The organism is Streptomyces sp. NPDC033216 (assembly GCF_055577115.1).
Genome location: NZ_JBVIQK010000002.1, coordinates 578,601 through 591,713 on the forward strand (window position 1 = coordinate 578,601; position 13,113 = coordinate 591,713).

At 71.2% G+C, this 13,113-nt stretch carries 9 protein-coding genes; 3 read left to right on the forward strand and 6 right to left on the reverse strand.

Features of this window, described 5'->3' with window-relative positions; genetic code table 11:
• Positions 1–67 precede the first annotated feature (67 nt).
• From ACZ5Y0_RS06080 to ACZ5Y0_RS06095, 4 genes are all read right to left on the reverse strand, one after another.
• Entirely contained in the window at positions 68–3,865 is a 3,798-nt protein-coding gene (locus tag ACZ5Y0_RS06080) for a multifunctional oxoglutarate decarboxylase/oxoglutarate dehydrogenase thiamine pyrophosphate-binding subunit/dihydrolipoyllysine-residue succinyltransferase subunit (RefSeq protein WP_469127393.1), read from the reverse strand.
• 302 nt (positions 3,866–4,167) lie between these two features.
• Positions 4,168–5,271: a sensor histidine kinase gene (locus tag ACZ5Y0_RS06085; RefSeq protein ID WP_469127394.1), complete on the reverse strand. Its 1,104-nt coding sequence runs from the start codon at positions 5,269–5,271 to the stop codon at positions 4,168–4,170.
• The gene (locus tag ACZ5Y0_RS06090; protein ID WP_469127395.1) at positions 5,268–6,008 is read right to left on the reverse strand and encodes a response regulator transcription factor; all 741 of its coding nucleotides are present in this window, start codon (positions 6,006–6,008) and stop codon (positions 5,268–5,270) included. Before ACZ5Y0_RS06090 ends, ACZ5Y0_RS06085 begins: the two co-directional genes overlap by 4 nt.
• A 123-nt stretch (positions 6,009–6,131) precedes the next feature.
• Positions 6,132–6,809: a spermidine synthase family protein gene (locus ACZ5Y0_RS06095; protein WP_469127396.1), complete on the reverse strand. Its 678-nt coding sequence runs from the start codon at positions 6,807–6,809 to the stop codon at positions 6,132–6,134.
• Between the two features lie 209 nt (positions 6,810–7,018).
• Here ACZ5Y0_RS06095 and ACZ5Y0_RS06100 point away from each other — a divergent pair, with 209 nt between their 5' ends.
• Entirely contained in the window at positions 7,019–7,849 is an 831-nt protein-coding gene (locus ACZ5Y0_RS06100) for a rhomboid-like protein (protein WP_469127397.1), read from the forward strand.
• Here ACZ5Y0_RS06100 and ACZ5Y0_RS06105 read toward each other — a convergent pair.
• A complete protein-coding gene (locus tag ACZ5Y0_RS06105) occupies positions 7,809–8,483 on the reverse strand; it encodes a GNAT family N-acetyltransferase (protein WP_469127398.1) in 675 nt (224 codons plus the stop codon). The genes ACZ5Y0_RS06100 and ACZ5Y0_RS06105 overlap by 41 nt on opposite strands.
• A gap of 194 nt (positions 8,484–8,677) precedes the next feature.
• On the opposite strand from ACZ5Y0_RS06105, the gene lon reads away from it, so the two are divergent.
• Together lon and ACZ5Y0_RS06115 are read left to right on the forward strand one after the other, a co-directional pair.
• Complete coding sequence (gene lon / locus ACZ5Y0_RS06110; protein ID WP_469127399.1) at positions 8,678–11,101, forward strand: endopeptidase La; 2,424 nt, start codon at positions 8,678–8,680, stop codon at positions 11,099–11,101.
• Between the two features lie 606 nt (positions 11,102–11,707).
• Positions 11,708–12,199, forward strand: coding sequence for a MarR family winged helix-turn-helix transcriptional regulator (locus ACZ5Y0_RS06115; RefSeq protein WP_469127400.1), 492 nt, complete (start codon positions 11,708–11,710; stop codon positions 12,197–12,199).
• 44 nt (positions 12,200–12,243) lie between these two features.
• On the opposite strand, the gene ACZ5Y0_RS06120 is transcribed toward ACZ5Y0_RS06115, so the two are convergent.
• Positions 12,244–13,029, reverse strand: a complete 786-nt coding sequence (locus ACZ5Y0_RS06120; RefSeq protein WP_469127401.1) for a protein phosphatase 2C domain-containing protein — start codon at positions 13,027–13,029, stop codon at positions 12,244–12,246.
• Positions 13,030–13,113 lie beyond the last annotated feature (84 nt).

Here is a 13,113-nt window from a genome sequence, read left to right on the forward strand (position 1 = left end):
GCGCAAACGGCCGGGCCGCACCCCGTGGAAGGGGTGCGGCCCGGCCGCTGTCCGATGGCCGAGGAACCTACGCCTCGAACACCTCACGCACCAGTTGCTCCTGCTCGGCCTGGTGGCGCTTGGCCGAGCCGACCGCCGGGGACGAGCCGTGCGGCCGCGAGATGCGGCGCAGGCGCTCGCCGTGCGGCACGTCCGCACCGACGGCCAGGTCCAGGTGGTCGATCAGGTTCAGGGCGATGAACGGCCAGGCGCCCTGGTTGGCCGGCTCCTCCTGGGCCCACAGGTACTTCTCGGCGTTCGGGTACTTGGCGATCTCCGCCTGGAGCTCGGCACCCGGCAGCGGGTACAGGCGCTCGATGCGGATGATCGCCGTGTCCGTGATGCCGCGCTTGTGACGCTCGGCCTCCAGGTCGTAGTAGACCTTGCCGGCGCAGAAGACGACCTTCTTGACGGCGGCCGGATCGACCGAGGCGTCACCGATGACCGGACGGAACCGGCCCGTCGTGAACTCCTCCGCCTTCGACGCGGCGGCCTTGAGGCGCAGCATCGACTTCGGGGTGAAGACGACCAGCGGCTTGTGGTGCGGGTTGTGCACCTGCCACCGCAGGAGGTGGAAGTAGTTCGACGGCAGGGTCGGCATGGCGACCGTCATGTTGTTCTGGGCGCACATCTGGAGGAAGCGCTCCGGGCGCGCGGACGAGTGGTCCGGGCCCTGGCCCTCGTAGCCGTGCGGGAGGAGCAGGGTGACGCCGGAGGTCTGGCCCCACTTCTGCTCCGCCGACGAGATGAACTCGTCCACGACCGTCTGGGCGCCGTTGACGAAGTCGCCGAACTGCGCCTCCCACAGCACGAGCGCGTCGGGCCGGGCCAGCGAGTAGCCGTACTCGAAGCCCATCGCCGCGTACTCGGACAGCAGCGAGTTGTAGACGTTCAGGCGCGCCTGCTCGTCCGAGAGGTACATCAGCGGCGTGAACTCCTCGCCGGTCTCCCGGTCGATGATCACGGCGTGCCGCTGGCCGAACGTACCGCGCTGCGAGTCCTGGCCGGCCAGCCGGACCGGGACGCCCTCCAGGAGGAGGGAGCCGACGGCCAGCGTCTCGCCCATGCCCCAGTCGATCGTGCCGTCCTCGACCATCGCGGCCCGGCGCTGGAGCTGCGGCAGCAGGCGCGGGTGGGCGGTGATGTGGTCGGGGATGTTGACCTGGGACTCGGCGATGCGCTTGACGACCTCCGCCGAGATCGCGGTGTTCACCGCGACCGGGAACCCGTCCTGCGGGTCGGGGGAGGTGCCGGGGATGGGCTGCGCGGTGGCCTCGCGGACCTCCGTGAAGACCTTCTCCAGCTGGCCCTGGTAGTCCTGGAGGGCCTGCTCGGCCTCTTCCAGGGTGATGTCGCCGCGACCGATGAGGGACTCGGTGTAGAGCTTGCGCACCGAGCGCTTCTTGTCGATCAGGTCGTACATCAGCGGCTGCGTGAACGCCGGGTTGTCCGACTCGTTGTGACCGCGGCGGCGGTAGCAGATGAGGTCGATCACCACGTCCTTGTTGAACGCCTGGCGGAACTCGAAGGCCAGTCGCGCGACGCGGACCACGGCCTCGGGGTCGTCGCCGTTCACGTGGAAGATCGGGGCCTCGATCATGCGGGCCACGTCCGTCGCGTACATGGAGGAACGCGAGGACTCGGGAGCCGCGGTGAAGCCGACCTGGTTGTTGATGACGATGTGGACCGTGCCGCCGGTGCGGTAGCCGCGCAGTTGCGACATGTTCAGGGTCTCGGCCACCACGCCCTGGCCCGCGAAGGCCGCGTCGCCGTGCAGGGCCACCGGCAGGACGGTGAAGTCCGTGCCGCCCTTGTTGACGATGTCCTGCTTGGCGCGCGCGACGCCCTCCAGGACCGGGTCCACCGCCTCCAGGTGCGAGGGGTTGGCGACCAGCGAGACCTTGATCTGCTCGCCGTCGAGGCCGGTGAAGGTGCCCTCGGCGCCCAGGTGGTACTTCACGTCGCCGGAGCCGTGCATCGACTTCGGGTCGAGGTTGCCCTCGAACTCGCGGAAGATCTGCGCGTACGACTTGCCGACGATGTTCGCCAGCACGTTCAGCCGGCCGCGGTGGGCCATGCCGATGACGACCTCGTCGAGGCGGGACTCGGCGGCCGAGTCCAGCACCGCGTCGAGCAGCGGGATGACGGACTCGCCGCCCTCCAGCGAGAAGCGCTTCTGGCCGACGTACTTCGTCTGGAGGAAGGTCTCGAAGGCCTCCGCCGCGTTCAGACGGCGCAGGATGCGCAGCTGCTCCTCGCGCTCCGGCTTGGTGTGCGAGCGCTCGATGCGGTCCTGGATCCACTTGCGCTGCTTGGGGTCCTGGATGTGCATGAACTCGACGCCGGTGGTGCGGCAGTACGAGTCGCGCAGCACGCCGAGGATGTCGCGCAGCTTCATCAGGGACTTGCCCGCGAAGCCGCCGACGGCGAACTCGCGCTCCAGGTCCCACAGGGTGAGCCCGTGCTCGGTGATGTCGAGGTCGGGGTGCTTGCGCTGGCGGTACTCCAGCGGGTCGGTGTCGGCCATGACGTGACCGCGGACCCGGTAGGAGTGGATCAGCTCGAAGACGCGGGCGGCCTTGGTGACGTCGTCGTCGTGGCTGGCGTCGATGTCCTTGAGCCAGCGGACCGGCTCGTAGGGGATGCGCAGCGCCTCGAAGATGTCGTCGTAGAAGCCCTGCTCGCCGAGGAGGAGGTTGGCGACGACCCGCAGGAACTCGCCGGAGGCGGCGCCCTGGATGACCCGGTGGTCGTAGGTCGACGTGAGCGTCATGACCTTCGAGATGCCGAGCTTGTTCAGGGTGTCCTGGCTGGTGCCCTGGAACTCCGCCGGGTAGTCCATCGAGCCGACGCCCATGATGACCGACTGGCCGGGCATCAGACGCGGGACGGAGTGGACGGTGCCGAGGCCGCCGGGGTTGGTCAGGGAGACCGTGACGCCGGTGAAGTCGTCCATCGTCAGCTTGCCGTCGCGGGCGCGGCGGACGATGTCCTCGTAGGCCTGCCAGAACTCGAAGAAGTTCAGCGTCTCGGCCTTCTTGATGCCGGCGACGACGAGCTGGCGGTCGCCGTTGGCCTTCACCAGGTCGATGGCCAGGCCGAAGTTGACGTGCGGCGGCTTGACGAGGGTGGGCTTCCCGTCCTTCTCCGCGTAGTGCCAGTTCATCGACGGCATGGCCTTGATGGCCTGCACCATCGCGAAGCCGATCAGGTGCGTGAAGGAGATCTTCCCGCCCCGGGCGCGCTTGAGGTGGTTGTTGATGACGATGCGGTTGTCGAACAGCAGCTTCACCGGGACCGCGCGCACGGACGTGGCCGTGGGCAGCTCCAGCGAGGCGTTCATGTTCTTGGCGACCGCGGCGGACGGGCCGCGCAGCGTCACGAACTCGGGGCCTTCGGGGGCCGCGGCGGGCTCGGCCGCGGCGGCCGGCTTCGGCGCCGGGGCCGCGGCCTTGGCCGGAGCCGAGGAGGCGGCCGCGGGCTTCGGGGCGGCCGCCGGCGGAGCCGGGGCGGCGGGCGCGGCCGGAGCGGCAGGAGCGGCCGGGGCGGGTGGCGCCGCCGGTGCGGCGGGCGCCACGGGCGTGGTGGTCGCTGCGGCCCCCGCGGCCGCAGTACCCGCCGGAGCCGAAGGCGCGGCCGCGCCCGGCTTGTAGTCGGCGAAGAAGTCCCACCAGGCACGGTCTACCGAGTTCGGGTCCTGGAGGTACTGCTGATAGATCTCGTCGACGAGCCACTCGTTCGCTCCGAACGCGGCGGCGGGATTCTTGCCCGCTTGGTCTGCGTCGGTCGAGATGCTCGATGCGTTACTGGGGGACTGTGGCGACACGGCGGCAACCGCCCTCTTCCGCTTCACAAGGTGATGGACAGCGGGAATAAAGGCTACGCCTCCCAGCGGGGGAAGGTCAGGCCGGGCCGCCCCATCGTCGTGTAAGTCACATCTCAAGCGCTGTTTCGGGGGTGGAAATGGCGGGAAACAAACGCGGTTGCGTTGCGAAAGGGGTGCGTTGATACAGGTCGCGCACGCTCGGCGTGCGGACCTGCGCCGACGTCGGTCGGCGGGCTGCCTGATCACACGTGTCCGACTGCGCGAACGCCCGTGGATCTTGGGGATCCGCTGCGAACTTTACGTCAACTTGGGACGGACGAGTCTCCCGGAAGAGTGATAAGAATCCGGCAACCCCGCTCGGATTCGGCCACTCCGATCCGCCCGCCGTGCAGATCGACCGCCCAGCGGGCGATCGCCAGTCCCAGTCCCGTGCCGCCGTCGCTGCCCGGACCGTGCGGCCGGCGTACGGCGCCCCGGTTGAACCGCTCGAAGACGCGGTGCCACTCCGAACGCGGAATGCCGGGCCCCTCGTCCAGGACCTCCAGCTCCAGCGACTCCGGCAGCGGCCCGCGCCGCGCCTTGACCGTCACCCGTCCGTGCGGCGGGCTGTGCTTGACCGCGTTGTCTATGAGGTTGGCGACGACCTGGTGGATGCGCTCCGGGTCCGCGTGCGCCGTCAGCTCCGGAGGGGTCACGTCCAGATGCAGATGGACGTCCGTGCGCGTGTGGCTGCCGCCCGAGCCCGTCGAGGCGCGCGCCGAGGCGACCATGTTGGCCTCCTTCAGCACACCGGACAGGTACGGCCACACCTCGAAGCGCCGCTTGCGCAGCGGTACGACGCCGTTGTCGAGGCGGGACAGGTCCAGCAGGGTCTCCACCAGCCGCCCGAGCCGTTCGGTCTGTTTCAGCGCCGTGCGCATGGTCTCGGGGTCGGCCTCGGCGATCCCGTCCACGACGTTCTCCAGGACGGCGCGCAGACCCGCGATGGGGGTGCGCAGCTCGTGCGAGACGTTGGCCACCAGTTCCTTGCGCTGGCGGTCCTGCGCCTCCAGCTCGTCCGCCATGACGTTGATCGTCTGGGCCAGGTCGCCCAGCTCGTCGCGGCGCTTCTCGCTGACCCGGCGGGTGTAGTCGCCGTGCGAGATGGAGCGGGCGACCGTGTTCATCTCGTCCAGCGGCGCGGTCAGCGAGTGCGCCACGAACTGTGTGATCAGCAGGGTCGCGATCATCGAGAAGACCGTGATGAAGCGCAGCTCGGTCTCGGTGCGCATGGCGATCATCATCAGTCCGGTGGTGATCAGCACCGAGATGACGACCAGCGCGCCCAGCTTGGTCTTGATCGAGAACGGGCGCACACCGCCCCAGGACTCCCCGGAGCCTCTCGGTCCGTCCGGCCCGCGGCTCATGGCGTCGGGGTCTCCAGCGCGTAGCCCACGCCGTGCACGGTGCGGATCCGCTCGGCTCCGATCTTCCGGCGCAGGGCCTTGATGTGACTGTCGACGGTGCGGGTGCCGGAGGCGTCCGCCCAGTCCCACACCTCCGCCAGCAACTGCTCACGGGAGAGCACCGCGCGCGGGGTGTTCGCCAGGCACACCAGCAGGTCGAACTCGGTCGGCGTGAGGTGCACGTCCTCCGAGCGCACCCGGACCCGGCGCTGCGCGTGGTCGATCTCCAGCTCGCCCAGCCGCAGTATCCCGCTGCGCGGCGTCGTGGCCGCGATCGCGGCGCGCTCCACGCGGCGCAGCAGGACGTGCACGCGCGCGGCCAGTTCCCGCATCGAGAACGGCTTGGTCATGTAGTCGTCCGCGCCCACCCCGAGCCCGACCAGCATGTCGGTCTCGTCGTCGCGGGCGGTGAGCATCAGTACCGGCACCGGGCGGGCGGCCTGCACACGACGGCAGACCTCCAGACCGTCGAAGCCGGGCAGCATGATGTCGAGGATCAGCAGATCGGGCTGCCAGGCCTCCGCGGTGTCGACGGCCGCCGGGCCGTCACCCGCCGTTTGCACGAGGAATCCCTCGGCGCGCAGGCGGGCCGCGATGGCGTCGACGATCGTGGGGTCGTCCTCGACCACCAGAACCCGGCGCTGTGGCCCGGGTGTCGCCGTCGTCGTGCCGTTGTGCGCGGTGTGTGTCTGCTCCATCGCCCGCCCCTGAAGTGTGCTTTCCGGAACCAGTGGGGTGATTCCTGTTCTGCGCATGACTGCGGTTGACGCCTTAATCATCGGCGCCAGGGCAGCAGCGTACGGGGAGTCACGGCGGCTTTGCTATCCAGGTCGGACGGCGAGGTGCACGACGTCCGGCACGCCTCGGGCAACCGGGATCTCTTCGGTACGCACCTGTCGGAACCCGGCATTCCCCAAGGTTCCCTCGAATTCGGGAGACGGCTGGGCGGACCAGACAGCGAGTACTCCGCCGGGCCTCAACACCCTTGCGCAGTTTGCGAGTCCGGCCCGCGAGTACAGGCCGTCGTTGCCCTCCGTGACGGTCCATGCGGGCCCGTTGTCGATGTCGAGGCACAGCGCGTCGAACGTGTCGGATGTCTCATTGACGTAGTCGATCAGATCCGCTTCCACGATGGCGGTGCGCGGATCGGCGAGAGCGGTGCGGGAAGCGGCGGCCAGCGGGCCGTCGAGGTGCCAGCCGATGACGGCGCGTTCGCGCTCGACGACGGTGATGCGGCCCCAGCGGGGGTCGGCGGCGGCGTGCGCGAGCGAGAATCCGACACCCAGGCCGCCGATCAGCACGTCCGGCGCGTGGCGGCCGTCCAGCGCGGTGAGCGCGGCGTCCACCAGCAGGCGTTCCGAGCGGCCGTCGGAGGTGTCCATCAGGAAACAGCCGTTGGCGATGATCTGGAGCAGCTCCCCGTGCCGGCGCAGGACCACCTCGCCGTAGGGGCCCTCACGGCGGTCCAGGACCTCGGGGGTGTCGTAGGAGATGGGCATCCGGCCATCTTGGCACCGGCCCTGACGCTTTGTTGAGGAATATCGGCGGGAGGTGTTCGAACAGGGGCGATCGGGGTAGGCGCGGTTGACGTCCGGCGTACGGGCGGGGTCTGCGAGGTCGCTGTGAAGCGGCCGCCGGGTGGCGTGGGTCACAGACAGGGACGTGGCAGGGGGCGAAGGGTGGAGGGGAACGGAAGGAGCGCGTCACGGTGGAACGCACGCTGACCGGCGCGGCGGAATCCGGGCCGACCGGTTCGCCCGCGCCTCTCCCGGACGTCTCCGGCCTCCTGGACGGCGTCCCCCGCCAGCACATCCCCGGCCCCGACCCGCGCGGTCCGTCCGCACGCGAGTTCCGCAGCCCGCCGCGCGCCCGCCCGCGCACGTGGCACCTGCTGCCCACCCCCACCGGCACGCCCTTCACCTTCTTCTACGCCGTCGTCCTCGCCGTCACCTCCTACGTCACCGCCCACGCCGGCACCGCCCTCGTGCAGGCCCTGCACGAGAGCTCCAGTACCGATGTGGCGCATCTGCTGCGTGCCCCGGTGCAGGTGCTGGCGGCCAGCGCGCTGTGGGTGGCCGGCGGGATCACGTCGCCGTTCGTGCTCGGCTTCCTGCTGGTCCTCACCGCGCTGGAGCGGCGCATCGGCGGGGTCCGCACGGCCGGTGTCTTCCTGCTGGGGCATGTGCTGGCCACCCTGGCGACCGAGGTCCCCGTCGGCCTGGCCGTCCTCGTGGGCCATCTCCCCGACAGTTCGCTGCACCGCCTCGACTACGGCATCAGCTTCGGTGTCGCGGCGAGCGTCGGGGCACTGGCCGGACTGCTGACCCCCTGGCTGCGCTGGCCGGTGCTCGCGGTGTCGGGCGGAATGCTCCTCCAGGACCTGCTCGCGCTCACGGACCCCCTGAGCAACTGGGGTCACCTGATAGCCCTGGCGATCGGCGTCGCGACCTGGCCGTGGGTACGGCGGTGGGGGAGCGCCGGTTCGCGCCGTACGTCCGTCACCGGTGCGGCCGGCCGGCGGTCCGGTCCTCGCCCGTGAACGTCGCACTGGTCAGCGGTGCCGTCGTCGTCCACCCCAGTGACTCGTAGAGGGCCCGGCCCTGCGGGGTTCCGGCCAGGACGCCCGTCTCCGCGCCCTCCGCCGCCGCGGTCTCCGTCAGGATCCGCATGACCAGGCTGCCCAGGCCGCGGCGCCGGTGCCCGGGTGCGGTCTCGATCTGGTCGACCACGGCCGTGGCGCCGGTGGCGGCGACCTGGCCGCGGGCCGCGAAGGAGCCGTCGGGCGCGGTGACCACGACGCGGGTGACGCCGCCGCGCGTCCAGCGGCGCAGGCCGTAGCCGTCGGGCACGCGCGTGGGTTCCGTCCGGGTCGGCAGCGGCACCGTCATGAGCCAGCCCGGCTCGGGATCCACCGACCACCCCTGCCCGAGCCAGCCCCCGACCAGCGCCGGGTCCTGGAACACCTTCAGCCATACGCCGGCGCCCCGCACACCGTCCGCGACCTTGCGCACGGTCTCCTCCTCGACGGCGTCACCGACCGCCGCGAGAACGTGCCGCGACACATGCGTGGGATGTCCCACGTCCACGGTGAACCCCCAGGGTTCCCGCATCGGCGGGGCCGCCCCGCGCGACACGACCCAGCCGTCCACCCACGCCCGCACGACGCCGTCCACGGAGCCTCCTGTTGATGGTCCCAGTGATGTAATGGCCTCAGTAGGACAATGACTATTACGGCGACCTTAGGCGGCCGCACCGCGGCGGCGGCAGGTTTGATCGCTGACAGCGAACGGCGACCGGGGCGGGGAACAATCGCGGGCTCACGGGCATTGAGTCGGCATAACTCAACTTGACTGCCTAAGGGGAGATCATGGCTGCTGAGTCCGCAGCGTTCACACCGCTCGCCCTGCCCGTGCTGCCGCTCGACGACGAGGTCGTGCTGCCCGGGATGGTGGTACCGCTCGACCTCAACGACAACGACGTGCGCGCCGCGGTCGAGGCAGCGCAGGCCGCCGCCCGGTCCGAGCCCGGCAAGCCCCGGGTCCTCCTGGTGCCGCGCATCGACGGGTCGTACGCGAGCACCGGCGTGCTGGGCACGGTCGAGCAGGTCGGCCGGCTGGCCGACGGTGACCCGGGTGCCCTGATCCGCGGCCGCGGCCGCGTGAAGATCGGCGCCGGCACCACCGGCCCCGGCGCGGCGCTGTGGGTCGAGGGGACCAGGATCGACGAGAGCGCACCCGATCCGCTGCCCGGTCACGTCACCGAGCTGGTCAAGGAGTACAAGGCCCTCGCCACCGCCTGGCTGCGCAAGCGCGGCGCCTGGCAGGTCGTCGACCGGGTCCAGGCCATCGAGGACGTCTCCGCCCTCGCCGACAACTCCGGCTACTCGCCCTTCCTGACCACCGAGCAGAAGGTGGAACTGCTGGAGACCACCGACCCGGTCGCCCGGCTCAAGGTCGCCACCCGCCAGCTGCGCGACCACCTCGCCGAGCAGGACGTCGCCGAGACCATCGCCAAGGACGTCCAGGAAGGCGTCGACAAGCAGCAGCGCGAGTTCCTGCTCCGCCGCCAGCTGGAAGCCGTCCGCAAGGAACTGCGCGAGCTGAACGGCGAGCAGGAGGGCGAGGAGTCCGACGACTACCGTGCGCGCGTCGAGGCCGCCGACCTGCCCGAGAAGGTGCGGGAGGCCGCTCTCAAGGAGGTCGACAAGCTGGAGCGGTCCAGCGACCAGTCCCCCGAGGGATCCTGGATCCGCACCTGGCTGGACACCGTCCTCGAACTGCCGTGGAACGAGCGCACCGACGACGTCTACGACATCCGGGGCGCCAAGGCGGTCCTGGACGCCGAGCACGCCGGCCTGGAGGACGTGAAGGAGCGGATCACCGAGTACCTCGCGGTGCGCAAGCGCCGCAGCGACCGGGGTCTCGGCGTCGTCGGCGGGCGGCGCGGAGGTGCCGTGCTCGCGCTCGTCGGCCCGCCCGGCGTCGGCAAGACCAGCCTCGGCGAGTCCGTCGCCCACGCCATGGGCCGCAAGTTCGTCCGTGTCGCCCTCGGCGGCGTGCGCGACGAGGCCGAGATCCGCGGCCACCGCCGTACGTACGTCGGCGCGCTGCCCGGCCGGATCGTGCGGGCGATCAAGGAAGCCGGGTCCATGAACCCGGTGGTCCTGCTCGACGAGATCGACAAGGTCGGCTCGGACTTCCGCGGTGACCCTGCGGCGGCCCTGCTGGAAGTGCTGGACCCGGCGCAGAACCACACCTTCCGGGACCACTACCTGGAGGTGGAACTGGACCTGAGCGACGTCGTCTTCCTCGCCACCGCCAACGTCCTGGAGTCCATCCCCGAGGCCCTGCTCGACCGCATGGAGCTGGTCCGCCTCGACGGCTACACCGAGGACGAGAAGGTCGTCATCGCCCGTGACCACCTGCTCCCGCGCCAACTGGAGCGGGCGGGGCTCGCCAAGGACGAGGTGACCCTGGACGAGGGCGCGCTGCGCAAGCTGGCCGGCGAGTACACGCGCGAGGCCGGTGTACGCACCCTGGAGCGGTCCATCGCCCGGCTGCTGCGCAAGGTCGCGGCCCAGCACGAACTGGGCGAGCGGAAGTTGCCGTTCACCGTCCGCGACGAGGACCTGCGCGCTCTGATCGGCCGGCCGCACCACGTGCCCGAGTCCGCGCAGGACCCGGCCGAGCGGCGCACGGCGGTACCGGGTGTCGCGACCGGGCTCGCGGTCACCGGCGCCGGCGGTGACGTCCTCTTCGTCGAGGCGTCCCTGGCCGACCCCGAGACGGGTGCCGCGGGTCTGACCCTGACCGGCCAGCTCGGGGACGTGATGAAGGAGTCGGCGCAGATCGCGCTGAGCTTCCTGCGCTCCCACGGCGCCGAACTGGAACTGCCGGTGGCCGACCTGAAGGACCGGGGCGTGCACATCCACTTCCCGGCTGGCGCGGTCCCCAAGGACGGCCCGAGCGCGGGCGTCACGATGACGACGGCCCTGGCGTCGCTGCTGAGCGGACGGCTCGTCCGCACCGACGTGGCGATGACCGGCGAGGTCTCCCTCACCGGCCGCGTCCTGCCCATCGGCGGGGTGAAGCAGAAGCTGCTCGCCGCGCACCGGGCGGGCGTGACGACCGTCGTCATCCCCAAGCGCAACGAGCCCGACCTGGACGACGTCCCCGCGGAGGTGCTGGACAAGCTCGACGTCCACGCCGTCACGGACGTCCGCCAGGTCCTGGAGCTGGCGCTGACCCCGGCGACGAACGGGGCCACTGCGGAGGTTCCGGTAGCGGCGTGACGGACGCCGCCGGATGAAGGGAAGGCCCGGATCCTCGTGCGGAGGCTCCGGGCCTTCGCCCTGTGGCGGGTCAGGTGTTCCGGCCGTCGGCCGGTGCTACCGCCCGGTCGAGCGCACCGTTGGACTGCCGTGGTCGCCGGCCGTCGGGTGTGACGACGTGCACTGCCACATCGTGAAGGGTCGCGGAGGCCGCCCGCGCGGCACTCGCGGACGCCGACGCCGACGCGGACGCCGGCCCCGGCTCGCGGGCAGGGTGCCCGTGCCGGAGGCGTACCGGGTGATCCGCGGTCGTGGCGCCCACGGTCGCGTCCAGCGGGTCGCTCGCGCCGATGCCGGCGTGGTCGCCGGTGCACCGGGGCCGCCAGGTGCCGACTGTCCGGTCACCGCGTCCCGGTCGGTGCGGGCGAACGGAGACGCGGTGAAGCAGTGAGCCCGCGACCTCCCAATGTCGTGAGCATGTCGATACGGGTTCCGGTGGAAGCCGCCCACGGAGAACCGGGGGGCGGGGAAGGGGGCCGGAAGCTGCCGGAGGTCGGAGCCTGCGAAATACTTGAGGAGCTGCGGCAATGGCGGAAAAGCGCGGGAAACCGGATCAGGAGTGCTGACGTGCACGAGGACGGAAGCGGCGACGGACGCGGGAGCGCATCCCAGGCGTCGCCGAATGGTGTGGACCAGGAGTTCCTCTCCCTGGAGCGGGAACTGACGGTGCTGCTGCGCCGTGCCCGCGCCAACCAGGGCGAGATGGCCCGTGAGGTCCACCCCGACCTCGAGTCCGCCGCCTACGGTCTCCTCGTCCGGCTGGAGGAACTGGGCCGGCAGCGCGCGACCGAACTGGCCGCCTACATCGGCGTCGGCAAGGCGACCATGTCCCGCCAGCTGCGCGCCCTGGAACAGCTCGGACTCATCGTCCGCGCGCCCGACCCGGCCGACGGGCGGGCCTGGCTGGTCGACCTGACCGAGGAGGGCCGTGTCCGGGTCGGCCGTGTCCGCGAGGCGCGCCGCGCGCGGTACGTCAGCCAGCTCGCCCACTGGGACCGCGGCGCGGTCGCCGAACTGGCCCGGCTGCTCCACGAGTTGAATCAGGGCATGGCCAAGTAGCCCCCGGGGGGGGCGAGGAGGGCGCCAGAGGGAGCGCGAAGGGCTCACAGCTCCACATACACGGCCGTGGCGTCGTCGTGCGTCTTGGCCCGCCCGAGGAACACCCGTTCGGCGTCCGCCCGTTCCAGCTCCCGCACCCGCTCCACCACGGCCTGCGCGCCCTGCTTGACGACGAAGGCGAACAGGTCCGACCAGTCACCCTCGCGGAACGTCTCCACCCAGCGGGTCACCCCGTCGCTCAGGGCGGCGAGGGCGGCCACACCCTCGCGCGGGACGGAGCCGGTCACCGCGCGGGCGGCCACCGAGGGATCCGCGGCGGCCGTGAAGAAACCGCCCTCCCTGTTGCGGGCGCGTGCGTCGCAGATCTCCGCGCTGGCCAGCAGGGCCCGCGGCACCCGGTCCAGACGGTCGTCGCGGACGGCCGTGACCTTGCCGTCGGGGGACGCCAGCAGGAGGGCCGAGTCGGACAGCACCAGGTAGTCGACCGTCTCCGGCGACCAGCGCGCCACGACCACGGTTGCCTGCGGAGTGCGCGGGTGAGAAAGGTCACAGGTTCCGGCGTGCGTCTCGGCGGTACGCGTGAGGGCCCGGCGCAGCGCCTCGGCCAGGGGAACATCCGGGAGGGAAACGGTCAGTTCGGTCAGAGCGCCGCCCAGCCGCGCCGTGAACCACGGAACCGAATGCAGACAGCCCGAGCTGCCCGCGGGCGGCGTCACCCCGTCCAGGAGGACCAGCGAACCGCCCTGTCCGGAGGCGGGAAGCCCGACACTCGCGAAGTCCTCGTTGGGCCGGCCGTGGTCCCCGGGCTCCGACACAAGTTCCGTACGCATCCAGCCAGTCTGCACGAGCCCTTCACGCCCTCCGCGAAAGGCTGGCAACACGCCTTCGGTGGGCGTACCCGCGCAGGTCAGACG